At 44.3% G+C, this 17,587-nt stretch carries 15 protein-coding genes; 9 read left to right on the forward strand and 6 right to left on the reverse strand.

From position 1 onward, the window contains the following. Positions 1–6: 6 nt before the first annotated feature. Positions 7–1,017: an alpha/beta hydrolase family protein gene (locus ACP7H9_RS00210; protein WP_114981159.1), complete on the forward strand. Its 1,011-nt coding sequence runs from the start codon at positions 7–9 to the stop codon at positions 1,015–1,017. Positions 1,018–1,058: 41 nt separating this feature from the next. On the opposite strand, the gene ACP7H9_RS00215 is transcribed toward ACP7H9_RS00210, so the two are convergent. The 4 genes from ACP7H9_RS00215 to ACP7H9_RS00230 all read right to left on the reverse strand — a co-directional run bounded on the left by ACP7H9_RS00215 (position 1,059) and on the right by ACP7H9_RS00230 (position 3,787). Further along, entirely contained in the window at positions 1,059–1,499 is a 441-nt protein-coding gene (locus ACP7H9_RS00215; RefSeq protein WP_114981161.1) for a histidine phosphatase family protein, read from the reverse strand. A gap of 148 nt (positions 1,500–1,647) precedes the next feature. Continuing rightward, a complete protein-coding gene (locus tag ACP7H9_RS00220) occupies positions 1,648–1,947 on the reverse strand; it encodes a DUF3325 domain-containing protein (RefSeq protein WP_114981163.1) in 300 nt (99 codons plus the stop codon). Further along, positions 1,944–2,285, reverse strand: a complete 342-nt coding sequence (locus tag ACP7H9_RS00225) for a hypothetical protein (RefSeq protein WP_114981165.1) — start codon at positions 2,283–2,285, stop codon at positions 1,944–1,946. The genes ACP7H9_RS00220 and ACP7H9_RS00225 overlap by 4 nt, the downstream gene beginning before the upstream one ends. Then, positions 2,285–3,787 carry a PepSY-associated TM helix domain-containing protein gene (locus tag ACP7H9_RS00230; protein ID WP_114981167.1) on the reverse strand — a complete coding sequence of 501 codons (1,503 nt, stop codon included), beginning with the start codon at positions 3,785–3,787 and terminating at the stop codon, positions 2,285–2,287. Before ACP7H9_RS00230 ends, ACP7H9_RS00225 begins: the two co-directional genes overlap by 1 nt. A 143-nt stretch (positions 3,788–3,930) precedes the next feature. Here ACP7H9_RS00230 and ACP7H9_RS00235 point away from each other — a divergent pair, with 143 nt between their 5' ends. Both ACP7H9_RS00235 and ACP7H9_RS00240 read left to right on the forward strand, forming a co-directional pair. Then, complete coding sequence (locus ACP7H9_RS00235; RefSeq protein ID WP_114981169.1) at positions 3,931–4,476, forward strand: DUF924 family protein; 546 nt, start codon at positions 3,931–3,933, stop codon at positions 4,474–4,476. A 98-nt stretch (positions 4,477–4,574) separates the two neighbouring features. Next, a complete protein-coding gene (locus ACP7H9_RS00240; RefSeq protein ID WP_114981170.1) occupies positions 4,575–6,626 on the forward strand; it encodes a TonB-dependent receptor in 2,052 nt (683 codons plus the stop codon). A gap of 3 nt (positions 6,627–6,629) precedes the next feature. Here ACP7H9_RS00240 and ACP7H9_RS00245 read toward each other — a convergent pair whose 3' ends face one another. Next, a complete protein-coding gene (locus ACP7H9_RS00245) occupies positions 6,630–7,298 on the reverse strand; it encodes a haloacid dehalogenase type II (protein ID WP_114981171.1) in 669 nt (222 codons plus the stop codon). Positions 7,299–7,467: 169 nt separating this feature from the next. Between ACP7H9_RS00245 and ACP7H9_RS00250 the strand changes: the two genes are divergently transcribed. The 6 genes from ACP7H9_RS00250 (at position 7,468) to ACP7H9_RS00275 (ending at position 16,398) form a co-directional block, all read left to right on the forward strand. After that, entirely contained in the window at positions 7,468–9,843 is a 2,376-nt protein-coding gene (locus ACP7H9_RS00250; protein ID WP_114981172.1) for a TonB-dependent receptor domain-containing protein, read from the forward strand. Between the two features lie 65 nt (positions 9,844–9,908). Further along, complete coding sequence (locus tag ACP7H9_RS00255) at positions 9,909–10,703, forward strand: DUF817 domain-containing protein (RefSeq protein ID WP_011234816.1); 795 nt, start codon at positions 9,909–9,911, stop codon at positions 10,701–10,703. A 21-nt stretch (positions 10,704–10,724) separates the two neighbouring features. Beyond that, positions 10,725–11,885, forward strand: coding sequence for a benzoate/H(+) symporter BenE family transporter (locus ACP7H9_RS00260; protein WP_114981173.1), 1,161 nt, complete (start codon positions 10,725–10,727; stop codon positions 11,883–11,885). Further along, positions 11,886–12,236: a hypothetical protein gene (locus ACP7H9_RS00265; RefSeq protein WP_114981174.1), complete on the forward strand. Its 351-nt coding sequence runs from the start codon at positions 11,886–11,888 to the stop codon at positions 12,234–12,236. 122 nt (positions 12,237–12,358) lie between these two features. Next, entirely contained in the window at positions 12,359–14,674 is a 2,316-nt protein-coding gene (locus ACP7H9_RS00270) for a hypothetical protein (RefSeq protein ID WP_114981175.1), read from the forward strand. Further along, positions 14,674–16,398: a toxin-antitoxin system YwqK family antitoxin gene (locus ACP7H9_RS00275; RefSeq protein WP_114981176.1), complete on the forward strand. Its 1,725-nt coding sequence runs from the start codon at positions 14,674–14,676 to the stop codon at positions 16,396–16,398. The genes ACP7H9_RS00270 and ACP7H9_RS00275 overlap by 1 nt, the downstream gene beginning before the upstream one ends. Before the next feature lie 86 nt (positions 16,399–16,484). On the opposite strand, the gene ACP7H9_RS00280 is transcribed toward ACP7H9_RS00275, so the two are convergent. Then, complete coding sequence (locus ACP7H9_RS00280) at positions 16,485–17,420, reverse strand: D-2-hydroxyacid dehydrogenase (protein ID WP_114981177.1); 936 nt, start codon at positions 17,418–17,420, stop codon at positions 16,485–16,487. Between the last annotated feature and the right edge of the window lie 167 nt (positions 17,421–17,587).

A 17,587-nucleotide genomic window follows, 5' to 3' on the forward strand; every position in this document is an offset into this window, starting at 1 on the left:
AAAAAAGTGATAAAAATAATTAAACAAACCGTAGTTTTTACACTGCTTACGGTAGCTGGTTTTATCGCTATGCCTGCGCAGGCGGAACTGGATGTCGAGTTAAAGGGCTCAAGTGAGTGTTTTAGAGGCCCTTTTGCCAATTACGATAGCTGGCTAAAAATGCTAACTAGCCGAGGTTCTGATGATGCTGACCCTGAGCAGTTAATGGAAAAAATGAAGGCCTTTTATAAAAAGGAAGACTTTGAAAGATACAAGGAAAGCCTTGAATGCAAGAACTTCATATATAAAGTCAATGACGCCATGGTTCATGGCTATTATGTGGCTCCTAAAGGTCAGTCAGACTTACCAGTGATTATCCATAATCGCGGGGGGAACGGGAGCTATGGTGCCTGGGTTTTTACCAGAGCTTATAACCAGCTTTTTGGTTTAGCTAAAGAAGAAAATGTTGCTATTTTTGCCTCCAATTATAGGGGCACAGCACCTAAACTACCCGGTAAAGATGAGTTTGGTGGTGCCGATGTGAATGACGTGGTTGCTTTACCACAGCTGTTTAAACACTTCCCTAACGTTAATCCAGAAAAGGTTGGGGTGTATGGTGCCAGTCGCGGTGGCATGCAATCTTTGTTAGCGGTAAAGCGTGGTTTAGAGGTTGATGCAATAGTTCTTTATGCGGGTCAGTACGATTTATTCGAGGGACAAAAGCATCGCCCTAAAATGGAACGGGTACATAAAGCACGTATTCCAAATTATGATGAAAATAGAGATGAAGAGTTAAGAAAGCGCTCAGCTGTTTTCTGGATGGACGAAATTGATAACGACATTCCTATTCTGCTAATACATGGCGATAAAGACGAACGTGTTTCAGTGGAGTCCAGTATTGCTTTGGATAAAGTGCTTGAGAAAGAAGGGTTCACGCATAAACTTTCGATTTATGAAGGGCTAGGCCATCGTTCTTTCCCCAAGAAAAAAGAAATAAGAAGCGAAATGATGTCCTGGTTCAGAACGCACTGGGAATAATATGTTGCGGTAGCAAGGCTACTTGCCGGTTGTGTGTTCTGCTAACGCACAACCGGAACATAAAGCCTGTTTGTCACTACGCTGTCACCGTTAACAACAACCTGAAATAAGTCACCGTAGTCATCTTCTTCAAGTGTTTTGGCGGTTCCGCCTGCGGCTTTTACTAACTCCGATATCGTGTTGCTGTGACCGATAATAAGTGCATTCTTTTTCAGGCCTTTGATACTGGCTATTATTCCATCAAAATCTTTAGAAGGGTAACTCTGAACGGAGAGGCCAAGATGCTTTCCAAGAGCTTCGCCTGTCTGTTTGGTGCGTTTAAAATTGGTAGAAAATATAGCCTCAATATTACTGTTTTTTAAAGTTTGAGCCAGCATGTGCGCCCGCTGTTGACCCGCAATACTTAGCTCGGGGTCAGTTTTCTCATCGGTTTTCTCCATGTGACGAGTAAAGTAAAGAGTATAAGTGTCTGCAAATGCCATAGTAGTGAAAGTACTAACGAAAATTAAAAGACAAAGTAAACGGCGCATAAGATTTAGAGGTCATAGTTTGTGTTTGGTTTTTGAGAGTAAAACATAACTTTATGTTCCTTCTGGAGCAAGTTTGTGGCGCATTCTTTTTATTAAGCTTTTAACGTTTAAAAACCTTATGCTCTCGTTTGCGTTGCTGCTGAACAGCTAATAGCGCGGAAATAAGCAGTGAAGCGAAAGTCAGAATACCAAACCAGACCAGTATTCCGTCTACAGGGTTTGGCATTAAGCTTGTGCCGGCCAGAGCAAGACTGAGCAATATAAAGCCTGCAATTTTATAGATCCGCTCGGCACGCTGGCTTAACGGCTTTAAATGAAATAGCTTTCGGTGCCGGGCTGTGACAATACACAATAACCAAAAGCCCGCTACGCTCAGAAGCCAAAGGGTAATAGATATCATGATGTCACCTCTGTTGAGGTTGGCTGGTTTGAATTATGTGACTGCAGTTGCGTAAAGCCAATAGTCAGAGCAATGCCACACAGCAACAGTATGAGACTTGTTTTCAGTAATTTGCGAGTGGCGATAATCCACATAATCAGGCCGCAGTAGACGCCGAAACTCAGTAACATCATCCACATTAAGCTTGTGGCTTTATTCCAGCCAAAAACCGATAAAAACAGTTCAGGTGTGAAGACTGTAATAATAAGCGTAAAAATAAACCCACCGACTGTTGCTAGCAAAACTCGATAACTTACGGACAGTTTAGACGGCGCATTTGCTATTTTATCTTTAAACATTACTTGTCACTCTCCTTTGAATTCCATTTGCGGAATAGGTACCAGTTAAGTCCTAAAAACGCGGCTGCTGTTAAAATGAAACTGGTATCCATGCCAAATAGAGGCCAGTCGCGCGGATACTGATAATTCAGAAGGTGCCGGTCGACAGTAATAAAGCTGATAAAAGGCAAGCTTAGGTAGGCAAGACCATTAAGCAGTGCACCGTCTCGCCAGGTTTTTTTGGCGCCGCGAAGCAGCGGGTAGCAGACCATTAACAACCAGCCAAAGAAGAACCAGGCAATTTCAAGTTCAGCCCGGTTATCGGCAGCTATGGGCAGCAAACGATTACTGAGGAAGTAGGTGGCAACGGCAAGTGGAAGACCCATAATAAAACCTGCGTTTAACCCGCTTACTAAGTAATGGCCGAATGACAGGTTGCCACTGGCTTGCAGTTTCTTTTTGCGTTTTTCAAACCATAAGACCAAGCCTGTGGCTATCATCAAGGTGCCTAGAATTCCTGAGAAGAAGTACAGCCAACGCAGCTGAGTATCGGCAAAGCGACCAGCGTGCAGGCCTATCATGGTCCGCCGTGTCAGCTCTGCGCTATTTTCTACGGGTTGGACATGCAGTTGCTCACCAGTTACGGCTGAATAAGTCAGCGTCGTATAGTCTGACATAAGCGATTGGGTAGGCGCTTCGTAAAAAGTGACGGTGGCATTCGTATCTCCGGGATGACTAATTTGAGCTAAACGAATGGGGTTGCCCTTTATGTCTTCCCGCGCTTTAAAATAAAGCTCCTGCAAGTCAGCTAAATCTGCGCTTTCACCACTTGCCTGTAGCGTAGGGGGTTGGGACTGTAAGTCGTTAAAAAACTCACCCCTGTCGCCATAGCTTAATGACACCGCCGAGGACATATACATCAGCATTAATGTGACTAAGCCGGTGTAGGTGATCATAAAATGGAAAGGTAGAGCTAATACCGACGTAATGGTATGGCCGTCGAGCCAGCTGCGTGGACCTTTGCCGGGCTGAAAGGTGAAAAAGTCTTTGAATATTTTTTTATGTATGACTATGCCGGTAACTATGGCTATCAGCATAAGCATGGCGCATATGCCGACCAGCCAGCGAGCAATAAATACCGGCATATAATGCAGATCAAAATGAAAGCGATAGAGGAAGTTGCCGCCGCGGGTTTCACGTTGCTCAATTTTTTTACCATCGCCGTCAAGAACGGCGAACTCAAAACCACGGCCATTACTGGCATTAGGGTCACGCCAAAAGACCGTGGTAATGGGAGAACGCTCATCGGGCAAGGTAATGGACCAGCCTGGCGAGTCAGCGGCTTGCTCTTCAAGGTAGTCTTGTGCTTGTGCAACCGCTTTTTCGGGGGTGGCATGTTGCTTTACATCGGGAAGCATCCATTGTGTAATCTCGAACTGAAAATAGGCTAATGTTCCGGTCAAAAAAACCGCAAACAGTATCCAGCCTACAACTAATCCAGCCCACGTATGGAGCCAGGTCATACTGTCTCTGAATCGTGCTTTCATAATAGTAAAAGTGATTTGTTTAGTTTTTGTCAGAGCAGTATTAAATCACAAAATGCATATTAATGAAAACCATTATCATTTGCGTTATCAGTGTTTAACTTAACTTTTGGAGACTTTATATGGTTGCTAAAGCGAACGAGGTTATCGAGTTCTGGTTCAATGAGCTGACGCCAAAGCAATGGTTCGTCAAAAGTGACGAGCTGGATAAATCGATTAAGAAGCGGTTTTCTGACACCCTGGAAGCCGCTGAAAAAGGGGAGCTTTGGCATTGGCGTGGGACTGAAAAAGGGCGTTTAGCCGAGATTATTGTACTTGATCAATTTTCGCGCAATATCTATCGGGATACGCCGAAAGCCTTTGCACAGGACGCTATAGCTTTGGTGCTGGCGCAGGAAGCAGTAGCTCAGTGTGCAGACGAATCGTTAAAATCCCATGAAAAATCTTTTTTATACATGCCTTATATGCACAGTGAGTCGAAGTTGATTCACAAGCAGGCTATTGAGCTTTTCGACCAACCAGGCCTAGAAAACAACTATCAGTTCGAAGTGAGGCATAAAGAAATTATTGATCGTTTTGGTCGTTACCCGCACCGAAATGCCATATTAGGTCGTGAATCCACCTCTGAAGAGGAAGCGTTCCTTAAACAGCCGGGGTCCAGTTTTTAACTTTGTCGCCAGATTCAGCCTTTTGCTCTCAAATTTTCACCGCGAGCGCTTTCCGTAAGGTAAACTGCGAAAAATTTTGAGAAGGGATAACTCCGTCAATGAAGACTTTTAAGTTCGCGTTTCTTTCTGTGGTTGTTTCAGGTGCTTTGTTTAACTCCGCGCAGGTAGATGCGCACGATGGTATTGAACGAATATTAGTTTCTGGGCATCAGGCGAATTTGCTGGGGCAGGCCATGTCGGCTTCTGAAGGTGTGCTGGGGCAACCTGAAATAGAAATTCGGCCTATGTTGCGCACCGGCGAGTTAATGGAACTGATTCCGGGAATGAGTGCAACTCAGCACAGTGGCAGCGGCAAAGCGAACCAGTACTTTTTACGTGGCTTCAACCTCGACCACGGCACTGATTTCGCCACTTATATTGATGGTATGCCAGTTAATATGCCAACTCATGGACACGGTCACGGCTATACCGATATTAACTTTCTTATTCCTGAGCTGATTGAACAGGTGACCTATCAGAAAGGTTCTTATCACGGTGATGTGGGCGACTTTTCCAGTGCCGGTAGCGTGGGTTTCAGTACCCAAATGAACCGGAAAAAAGGCCTTGCAAAAGTGAGCCTGGGTGAAGACGCTTATCAGCGGGTTTTGCTGGCTGACAGCGTTTCTCAGAACAGTACTAATACGACATTATATGGGCTTGAGTATCAGACTTATGATGGCCCCTGGACGGATATTGACGAGGACGTTGATAAAATCAATGCGGTAATACGTCACAGCATCCGTACTTCTGAGGGTGTTCTCACCTTTGGAGCTATGGGTTACGAGAATGAGTGGAACAGTGCTGACCAAATTCCTTCCCGGGCGGTAAGTCAGGGCATTATTGATGAGCTGGGTTCTATTGATGACACTCTGGGCGGCAAAACTCATCGCTACAGCGTCAATGCCATTTACACAACGGCCGATTACGCGCTAACCGCCTATGTTATCGACTACGAGTTGTCGTTATTCTCAAACTTTACGTATTACCTTGATGATCCTGTGCTGGGCGACCAGTTTGAGCAAGTTGATGACAGAAAAATTTACGGTGCATCGGGTAGTTGGCATCCGGATGACAACCTGACTCTGGGCTTCTCAACCCGCTACGACGACATTGGCGAAGTCGGCCTGCACAAGTCGCAACAACGAGAACGACTGGGTACGGTAAGAAGCGATGAGGTTAACGAATGGAGCACCGGCGTTTATGCCAGCTACGACTATCAGTGGACGAGTAGACTACGAACGAATGTGTCATTGCGCTATGACTACTTTGATTTTGACGTTAACTCCTTAGTTGATACTAATATCTATAACGTGGCTCTTGCTCCGAACGACGGTGAAACTTCGGATGACCTCTGGTCTTTTAAAGGAAGTGCCAACTATTTATTAACTGACGACGCGGAGTTGTATCTGTCAGCGGGGCAGGGCTTTCATTCCAACGATGCAAGAGGCACGGTGACAAGTGTTGACCCGAATAATGGCGACGCCGTTGATTCAGTTGATCCGTTGGTCAGAACCTTTGGTTACGAAGTTGGTGTGCGCTGGCGGCCTAATGCCAAATTTAACAGTTCACTGGCACTGTGGTCATTAGAACAGGACAGCGAGTTATTGTTTGTGGGAGACGCTGGTAATACAGAGGCCAGCCGTCCATCAAAACGGCAGGGCATCGAATTGGCTGCCTATTACAATTACAGTGACCAGCTAAGTTTTGATCTTGAATACGCCTATACCGATGCGGAGTTTGATGACAGCAATGTGCTTGAACAGGAAATACCCGGTGCTATGGAAGACATTCTTCAACTGGGCGTGACAAAACGCTTTGATGACAACTGGTTTTCAACGGTTCGTCTGCGCTATTTGGGAGAGCGTCCGTTGGTTGAAAATAACTCAGAGCGTTCCGACAGCTCGACGGTTGTAAACTTCATGGTTGGCAAGAAATGGAACGCATGGGCGGTGAACCTACAGGTTCTTAATGTGTTTGACAGCAATGATCATGACATAGACTACTTTTACGCATCGCGGTTGCCGGGCGAGCCGGCAACCGGTGTGGAAGACTTGCATTATCATGTAATGGAGCCAAGAACCGTTCGTTTTGAACTGTCGTACGAGTTTTAAACCTCACTTTATATTTTCAATCAGCTGTGAAAGCGAGCTTACGGTAATAGTAGGCTCGACTCCCCATGGGTCAAACTGAGCCTCTTTAGTCCGTTTTACCCAGGCGGTTTTCCAGCCCGCGGCGTTAGCTCCAATAATGTCAAAACTGTTACTGGAGATAAGCCAGGTGCTGTCAGCCTGACCGTCCGTTTTATCAAGAAAGTATTGATAAACTTCCGGGTCAGGCTTGAAGCTTTTAATGTCTTTGCAGCTTATAACCTCATTAAAATAGCTGCTTAACTCGGCTTTCTCCAGTAACCCGGAAACGGCCTCCTGGCTGCCATTGGAAAAAGCAAAGCAACCCATGCCCGATAAGCTCAACTTGCTAAGCGCCGCCCTGGCATCATCAAATGCGGGTAGACGCGTATAGGTATCGAGCAAGTCTTCTTTTTGCTCTTCATTTAAAGGTGAACCGTATTCGTTGTTGGTAAACTCCAGGGCTTCTTTAGTGCAAATTGCAAAGTCCTGATATTGCCGCATAAGTCCGCGACGAAACGAATATTCTAATTGCTTATCACGCCAACGACCGGAAAAACTCTCTGCTTTGTCTGTGCCAAGGTATGAACTTAATGTTGAAACCACACCTTGTGCGTCGATAAGCGTGCCATAAACGTCAAAAGCCAAATTCGTCAAAACTACACTCCAGATACTTTAAATACAGGTTCTTCTTCTACGAAAAAAATGAGGATTTAGCTCGCTTTTGTTTTTAGTAATGCGAATTGTTGTTATTTGTATTTACATTTGTAAACAGCATGGGTAGCATACGCAACCGCTTAACTCACACATTTAAGGATAAACAGAAATGGATAAACTTCTACCCAGTTCACTGGCAATACTTATTGCATCGGCTCTAGGAAGTAGTGCCTTGGCAGACGAATACACGGTTCCTGACGATATTGAGCGTATTGTCGTAACAGCCGCTGGATTTGAGCAGAAAATTACCGAGGCACCTGCAAGTATTTCTGTTATCTCAAATGAAGAAATCCGCTCGCGTTCTTTCACTTCGCTGCTCGATGCGGTGAAGTATCAGGAAGGTATCGATATAGGAACCAGCCGCGATAAAACCGGTCAGGGCAGTATCAGTATGCGGGGGTTAACCGGCGACTACACGTTAATACTGGTGGACGGTATACGACAGAACAACCATGGTGATATTTATCCGAATAACTTCGGTGGCAATGCTTTTAACCATATTCCTCCACTGGAAACCATTGACCGAATTGAAGTTATTCGTGGTCCGGCTTCCACCTTATATGGCGCCGATGCGCTTGGCGGTGTCATTAACGTCATTACTAAAAAACACACGGAGGACTGGTCAGGTGCTGTAACCTTCGGACGTAGTCTGCAAACGAACGACAATTTTGGTGATGACTTTACAACGGACTTCAGTGCCACAGGTCCGTTAATTAAAAATGTTTTAAGTCTGGGAGTACGTGGAAGCCTGTATGACCAGCAGGCGTCTTCTCCAGAATTTGAGCCGGCAGTTGATCCAAATGGCACAATACATGTTCGTCAGCTGGGTTTTGGCAGTGGCGGGCGTACTGTTGACAACAAAGACGAGCACTACGGGTTTTCCTTGTCTTACACGCCAGCAAAGAATCATCATATAAAATTTGATTACGATGACTCACATCAGTCTTACGACAATACGCCTTCTTATGATGTTGAAAATGACACTATTACTTATCCTCTGGGCACCAAAGACAGCATAGAAGCTCTTTGGCAGGCGCGTGGAGGAAATGTAAACCCTCGTGCAGGTTATGCGGCGGATCAGACTTTTGATCGTACCTGGTGGTCAATCGCGCATGATGCGGACTGGTCGTTTGGTACCAGCATGATTTCCTTATCCTATGTAGACACACAAAATAATGGCAGAACTTTGCCGTTAAGCGTGGATGAGCGTTTGTTATTGCAGGAAATGTACGATGGCACCGGTGAGTATGCTGGCTTGGGCGAAGATGAGCGGCGCTCAATTGCAGAAGAAACTTTCTTGCCACGGCCGGCTCGTCAGTTAGACAGCAGTCAGTATACCGTTGATGCACGACTGGACATTCCTGTCTCTGGTTTTGCCGGACATCATAACTTTGTTATTGGCGGTCAGCTTATTGATGGTGAACTGGAAGACGGTGTATTTGGTTTAGAGGAAGGCAGTGCTGGCGCTATTCAAGAGCAGAAAATGTACTCTTTGTTTGTGGAAGATAACTGGATGCCAATTGCTGACTTCACCCTGACCGGTGGTGTTCGTTACGACAAACACGACGTTTTCGGAAGTCAGGTATCGCCGCGCCTTTATGCGGTTTATAACCTGAGTTCCGCATGGACGCTGAAAGGAGGCGTTAGCACCGGTTATAAAACGCCGAAAACCACCGACTTGTATGATGGCATCGTTGGGTTTGGTGGACAGGGAACCATGCCTTTTGCCGGTAATCCGGAGCTACAGCCTGAAACCAGCGTAAACTCTGAAATTGCAGTTTACTGGAATTCAGATAACGGCGATCACAACTTTAACATCACCTACTTTAATACGCGGTTTGAGGACAAAATTGCCCGTGGCGATACAGTTTTAAGCTGTGAAGCAACCGATAACGTGCGTCCTTGCGTTAACTTAGGTGAATATGAGCAGCTGGGTTATGACTCATGGGCGCAAAGTATCAACATTGACGAAGTCGATGTGCAGGGCGTTGAGGTTGCAGCGCGTTACGCAATAAGCGAAGCCTGGTCACTACGCGGTAATTATACATGGACAGACAGCGAGCAGAAAAGCGGTAGTCAGATTGGTCAGCCTTTAACGAATACAGCGGAGCACATGGCCAATTTATGGCTGAACTGGAGTGCTTCGGATGATCTTTCTATCTACTTACAAGGTGAATTCCGTTCCGATCGCTACCGTGGTTATGACAGTGTTACCGAACAACAACTGTACTTTGAGAACTACAGCTTGTTTAACTTAGGCGCTAACTACAAGTTAACGGAGTCGGTAGACTTGAACCTGCGCATCAATAACTTATTGGATCGCGATTTCACAACCTACTCAACAACTTATACTGACCTTAACGGTGATGGTGAGTTTGAATACATTACCGGACGAGGTGCCGTTAGCGAAGTTGTTTTCACTGATGATTACAATGTGAAAGATAAAGCCAGAAACTTCTGGTTTGGTGTTACCATTAGCTTCTAAATTGCCAGCAGGTAAGGCACTATTATTCAGTGCCTTACCTGTTCTGAATTCTCTGGATTGAAGATATGGACATCAAAACGTTTGCAAAGGAACTGTGGTTATTTGGTGTAAAACAAGCTTACGCCTGCGTTTTCGGTGGTTTTTTACTGGCACTCATGTTGATAACCAAGTTCTGGTATCCGCTGGAAGCATTACATCGTTACGACTTCATTTTCCTGGCCGCCATCGGCTTTCAAATTCTTCTTTTAGTCTTCAGGCTTGAGACTCTGCGTGAATGCGTTGTCATTCTGGTGTTCCATATTGTAGCAACGATTATGGAGTTGTTTAAAACCTCAGACGCAATAGGTGCCTGGGTTTATCCGGAAGATTATGTCTTTGGTATTGCCAACGTGCCTCTATTTACAGGGTTCATGTATAGTGCCGTCGGAAGTTATATTGCCCGGGTCTGGCGCATCTTCGAATTTGAATACTCTTATTATCCGCCCAAGAGCCTCACTTTGGTGTTAGTAACTCTGGTTTATATCAACTTTTTTAGTCACCACTATATTTGGGATATGCGCTGGGTTTTACTGGCTTTTACATTCTTTCTGTTTTATCGGACAGCTATTTATTACAAAATCAACAGCACACATCGTAGTATGCCTATTTTACTGGGATGGTTCCTGGTTGCGCTATTTATCTGGTTTGCTGAAAATATTGCCACTTATGCCAATATCTGGATTTATCCGAACCAGTCTGGCGAGTGGCAAATGGTGCCGCTTGCCAAATTAAGCTCCTGGTTTTTATTAATGCTACTGAGCTTCGTATTAGTGGCTTCAATTAATAGAATTAAAATACGCAGAAGAAACGAAGCGATATAAACAGACCACAAAGGAAGTGCCATGAGGTTTTCCATTTCTCATATTATGGCTGGGGCGACAGCTGTTTTTGTTGGTTACAGCAGTGCGGTTGTTTTAATTCTCGAAGCCGTAAAAAGCCTCAATGGCTCGGTGGCGTTGCAGAGTTCCTGGTTGCTGGCTTTAGGTTTAGCTATGGGGCTAAGCAGTATTATTCTGTCGTGGCGATATAAAGCCCCGATATTGACTGCATGGTCCACACCGGGTGTTGCACTACTCATTATTGCACTTGCCGGTGTTTCAGTCGCTGAAGCGGTTGGCATTTTTATTTTTTCATCGGGTTTAATTTTACTTAGCGGCCTAAGCGGTATCTCTGACCGACTTTTAAAATACATTCCTGTCGAAATAGCGGCTGCTATATTGGCCGGAATTTTACTTAAGTTTGTGCTCGCTTTAGTTCCGGCCTTTGATAATCAGCCTTTAATTACTGCAACTTTAGTCATTGTTTATTTTGTGATGCGGAAGCTTACACCCAAGCTGGTTTTTTTCTGGGTGTTGCTGGCTGCAGTGGGCTTGCCAGTACTGACGAAGCAGTTTGATGCAAGCAAATTGATTGTCTCCGCTCCAGATTGGGTCTGGGTATGGCCTGATTTCAACTTCTCTTTACTGGTTGGGGTTGGCATTCCTTTGTATGTTGTCACTATGGTTTCCCAGAACCTGCCGGGCATTATGATGTTGCGCAGTAACGGCTATGCGGTGCCGCTGTCACCGCTGTTACGGGTGACTGGGTTATTCGGTGTCATTATGGCTCCACTTGGGGTTTTCGCAATAAATCTGGCCGCAATTACAGCCGCAATTTGTCAAACCACAGATGCCGATACTGATCGCAATCAGCGTTACAAAGCGGCCATAGCAGCGGGCGTTTTCTATATTATTGCCGGGCTTGCTGGCTCATTAATTGTTGGGCTGTTTCTGGCTTTACCAACCGAAGCAACGTCGGCTCTGGCTGGCTTAGCTTTACTACCTGTGCTTGCGGTTAATTTTCGGCAGGCGTTTAGTTCTGAAGATACTTTGCTTGCTTCGGTTATGGCTTTTATTGTTACAGCATCTGGGGTCAATTTCTTAGGTATTAATAGCTCATTCTGGGGCTTATTAATTGGTTTAGTCGGGTATTATTTTCTGAGTAATGTCAGCAGGGAAAAGTAGATGAAAAAATTTATTTTATTAAGTGCATTCATATTATCTGGTGCAGCATTCGGAGATACGCTGACAACAGAACACTATATTGTTGAAATTGAACGCCACTGTCAGGAGGGTTCTGTTACATGCGATAACGTGAGTTATGTCGGCGTGTCGAAAATATCAGGCAATCGCATAGAGCTTAACGGCAAAACTCTTCATTCACTTTGTGCTGATGGAGTGACTCCTTGCCGTTTTCAGGGGTATCAATTCAAAAACGGGAATACGACTTATAAAGTCTTTGAATCAGGTTTACTTCAAATTATTCAAAATAATGAAGATGTTCTGGTGGAAGAACAGGGCGACTGGTCATATTAAGTACTTAATTGAATTATCAGTGTAAAGGATCTGTTAAGACTGGCAGTCTGTATTGAGCCAGGATTTAATACTGCTTATTATATGACTTTATTCATATTCGTTTATAAATTTTAAGGAAGCTTATGTTAGGGCGTCTATCATTCGTGGCTTTTTCAGCTCTTCTCGTTGTAGCTTGTTCTGAAAGTGGCCCTCCAACGACCTTATCGTTTAACCCCGATGACGGTGAGCAGCGACGGTATCAAATGTACTCGGATACCAACATCAAAGTTGAGAGTAAGCATTACGGCAACCGTTCAGAAAGACTCAAAACTATGATGTTACTGGACTATGAAGTGTCCGATAAATCCGATGTCTACAGCATAAGAATGAAACCTCAGTATATGCGAATGGAGTTTCCGCAAGGAGATTTTACGAGCTTTGAAGATGATGGTCGTGGAAGCTCTGGTGATAGCATTCGGAAAATGATGGATGCCGGGTTCACGGTTGATATTGATAAAGACACCAGTGCAATGGTGGACTTTACTATTCATGAAGAGCCGGAAGATCTTCGTAAGCAAGGGTTGGATCCTTTACAAGAAATATTAAACGACGAGTTCGGACGTCCGGGTTTTATTAATGACTTAAAAGTTGAAAAAGGCGCAACTCAGACCATAGAGCTAAAAAAACCATTACCGGAAATTACCTTTCAAGTAGAAGACTTTACCGATAGTACGGTGACTTTATCAGCGACTGGTGAAAATAATGAGGCAAAAGTGTTCGGTTATGTTGTGCTGGAACGTGACACTGGCTGGACTGAACGTTTAACTATGATTATGGATATGCCGCTTCCTGAAGAAGCTGCGGTATCTAATGGCTCAATGCGAATGGTGACGTCAATTTACCCGGAAGACTGGCTGTATGGTCAGAACCTGGAGCATTTGGGTTATGACGAGCCTTTTACCATTGATAATACGGACTTTAGCGAACTTAACTCAAACAACAAAGCGACCGATGCAGAAGTATTAGCTAATGATTCAGGAAAAATCGATTTTTACGGCGGTCATATTTCTTTGACATATAGCCATCCCGGGGTAAGTTTTGAAAGTATGGGCTCTATGTCGATAAAAGCGAAAGACTTTATAGCTAAAGATAGTGAGGGGAACGCTCTTGATATTAAGCTTCATGAAAATGGGGTTTTTACATATACAGACAGTAGTAACGAAAAATCAGAAACGTTAATGCATTTACTCCCTTTGGGCTGGACTGATGTCGTTGATGATTTTGAGCAAATGACATCAATAGAAGCGACTCTGGAACGCTATGAAACAAGCTATGAAATTGTTGAGTTTCCAATAGATAAAGATGGCTCGAGCATAGAAATGCATGGCGCCAAAGCGATTTTGGTTCCCACCAAAAAGGACAAAGAGTTTGAACTGAAATTAACGGCCACTAATGACGCTTATTTCGATAGCCAGGTAAATGGGGTTAGCCGGGCGGTTTTAAATTACGACACAGATGCATCGGCACCTGACTGGGTATCTAGTGCAGAGAGCCGCGCGTTAGCTATTGCCAAACGAGGAGACTATGCGGTAACTCTGAGAATAGCGTTTGAGGATGAATTGCCTGAGACAATTGAGCTTAAATTTAACCGTGTTACAGATAATAAAACTTCTGAGAAGAAAATTGTTTTTTATGATGAAGAAACGCTTAGAAGTGATACCTCGATTGCCCCGGTTGATACCGTTCCTTTGTTCAAATCGGATGAGATGGCGGTCTCAGTTAATGATCGGGATCTTGAGTTTTCTACATCGACATTGGGTGAGTTAGAGCCTACCAGTTTTGACCGCCCTCAGCTGTACTTAACTCTAAGCCCTGAACAGGCGGGTGTTTGTGAGCTGGATACCGAGGGCAAAAGTGAGGGAAACAAACATAAGCTGGTCATGAGAGAAAATGCTGATCCCAATAGACGTAATGTTGTTTCGCATTTAAAAATGCCGAAAAAAGTGGTCTATCAATTAATGACAGACGACGGTGTACAGCGTTTCTTTTACGATACTGAAGTTGTCTTAGAACTTCGTTGTGACGGGCGGCCGGAATGGCAGTCAGTCGATATCGCTTTAGGTGAAAAAAGCTGGATGATTCCGGTTGAATCTCTATTGGGTGAAGACTGGGACGAACAGCAAGCAGAAGTCGTTATGAGTGAGTTCTTAAGAAAGTATCGTTTTTTGAACGCTAAAGGAAAGGCGTTAGCAGTCCTGCCACAGAACGATGGAGGCTATTCTGTCGACTACTTAAATTCAGAGTTTAGTGACTTTGTGTCCGATGACGGTTTTTTACGCATTGGTGGGCGAGTAGACAAAGTTGAGCAACTTATTGCTAAAGGTGACCCGGTAACAAAAGAATGGACTCACCAACTGCCCCCTATGCCTGATTTTGAATCTTTACAGGAGGCCAATTAATGACTTTCAGTAAAGTACTTTTTGCTATCGCTTCCAGTTTAATTGTGTCTAATGCCTTTGCATTTTCTGCCGAGCAAAATGGTCAGAATAATGAAGTGCCGGAAACAGTGGCTGAAGCTGAGAAGTCAATTAAATGGCTGGATGATGAATTACAGCCAACAGATGACAGAAGTGAAGCCGAATATTTATTAGATAAAGTAGAAAAGACAGACGACGGTTTTCGTCTTTTTATCAACTACATTGATGGCGGGCCTTATTATGAAACCGGCTCAGATTCCCTTAATTTTGCTGAGGCCATAGCGATTGGGCCGTATAAAACCTACTTTGAATCTGGTGTTTTAAGATCGGAAGGTCAGCGGGATACTAATGGTGAACAGCAAGGTGAAACTACCGTTTACTCCAAAAATGGTCATAAAAAACGTGAGATGACCTATAAAGATGGTGAGCTCAATGGACCTTACAGAACTTATGCGTCGACAGGTTACTTATTGACCGAAAAAACCATGAAGGACGGCGAGCGTAATGGTTTGATGCGTCATTATTATGAAAATGGTCAGGTTAAGTATGAAGCTGAATATAAAGATGATGTTGAGCAAGGAATAGGAAAACGTTGGGACTTTGAAGGGAATTTGGTTAAAGAATCCTTTTATGAGGATGGTGTGCTTAATGGTTTGTCAACTGACTATTATGAGGATGGTTCGGTTAAACGAACGCAAGAATATAAAAATCGTAAACGGGTAGGCGAAACTAAGCTGTATCACAAAAACGGCGAATTAAGGCAATATGAAAAGCGTAACGACGATGGAAAACTGCTTACATCCCGTAGCTATGATGAAAACGGTCAGTTAATTCGTTCAAGCGAACATGTTGAAACCGCCGAACACGGCTTAGTTAAAGTAAAAAAATGGTACAACGATTCGGAGCAACTGACCCGCTTAAACCGTCAGGCTGTTGATAACAGCTGGCGATTAAATGAAAGTTATGACGAAGATGGAAACGTGCGAGACCGCCGTGAGTTTAAAGGCTACGATCTGCATGGCCTTTATATTTCTCGATATGGAAATGGTCTGGAAAAAGTCCGTTTTGTTGAAGGTAAGCGGCATGGCCCCTATACGATAACCGATAAAGACGGAAAGGTTACGACCTCCGGTGAATACGATCATGGGAAGAAAGTTGGTGAATGGGTTTCAAAAGACAGCTACGGTGAGATAAACGAGCATTACGACCAAGAGGGTAAGCTTGATGGTGTCCGTGAAGTCTATGGTGAAAATGGTGATTTGCGTTTACGCGAGCACTATAAAGATGACTTGCTAGACGGGGCTTATCAGGAATACGCCGACGGTGAACTCGTTGTTGAAGGCGAGTATGTCGAGGGTAAACGCGAGGGAGAGTGGCAAGTTGCTCTTGGCTATGCGCCTTATGAAATATCCCGGGGAAGCTATGAAAACGGCGTTAAAGTAGGGGAGTGGCGTACTTATTCTCCACAAGGTTACTTGCGTGGCGTTGAGTCATTCGATAGTGAAGGCTACCTGGACGGTATTGTTGTGAACTTCACTGATGAAGGCGCGTTATACAATATCAGCGAGTATAAAAGAGACAGGCGACATGGAAAAAGCTGGTCTTATACACAATCAGGGCAGCCGTTTTCAATCTCTGTTTACGAGGATGGCAGGTTGAAAGAGGAGCGCTTTGAGGATGAATTTGAACTGAGTGAATTTCCTTAAACGGAAGCTTATTAACCTTGATTAATACGTGTTGGCAGCCTGAAAACAGTTGCCAACACATTAATATTCGAAAGTTAACTCAAGTTTTAGTTCTTGCCCTGAATACTCTGAATATTTTCGGCAGTAAGCTCCACAATGCGCTGCCGCGCTTCAGGTGATGTCCAGGCGTTGTGAGGTGTGACAATCATGTTTAATCCCTCGTTCATCGCATCCAACAAGGGGTTGCCACCTTTAGGCGGTTCCTGAGGCAGAACATCAGCGGCAACACCACCTATTTCTCCCGCTCGTAGCGCCTCGGTAACATCCTGTTCATTGATAACACCACCCCGGGCATTATTAATAATTAGAGCGTCTTTTTTACAAAGTTTGAGATTATCTGCGTTAAGCAAGTTTTTGGTGTCATCCGTTAACGGACAATGAAAAGAGATAACGTCCGCCGAAGGTAGTAGCTCATTTAGCGTTGGCCGCGGATCATCTTTCTTTCCGGGGCGTGCTGAGAACTCAACGTGCATCCCCAAAGCTTCTGCCAGAGTTTTTACCTCCTGGCCGAGCTCACCAGAACCAACAATAACTAACTTCTTGCCGGCCAGTTGAATAATGGATGGGTCTAACAGGCAGAACATGGACGAACTTTGCCAGTCACCGGCGGCAACTCGTTTTTGCATAATGGGTTGCTTAGTCGCCAGCGAAAGCATCATCATCAAAGTATGCTGAACCACGCTTTGTGTACCGTAAGCTTCAACATTTTTAACCGGAATACTCCGTTTTTTGGCAGCAGCTAAATCAATATTGTTCATTCCCGTGGCTAACACGCAAATTAGCTTTAACTGTTCAGCGGACTCAAGGGCCTGTTCATTAATGACGACTTTATTTGTGATAACAATTTCAGCATCGTTAATTCGCTCATTAAGCTGTTCGGTCGTTGTTGAATCATATAAAACCAGTTCGTCGACGGACTTTTCAATAGCGGAGAGATCAATTCCCTTGCCCAGGGTTTCTGCATCGAGTATGACAGCTTTCATTAATTACCTCTTAATGGCGTCTTTATTTGCATAGGAGCTAAGCATCTTAGCAGAAATTATAAAAGCTCATTTAGTTAAGCTTAATTTTTTAGCGCTATTTACACTCATAAAATGAGTCCGTTAAGGGCTGAGTTTTACAAATATTAACTGGTATCGAAAAGACCGAA

The sequence above is a fragment of the Idiomarina sp. ST20R2A10 genome, assembly GCF_051842345.1.
GTDB classification, from domain to species: domain Bacteria; phylum Pseudomonadota; class Gammaproteobacteria; order Enterobacterales; family Alteromonadaceae; genus Idiomarina; species Idiomarina loihiensis.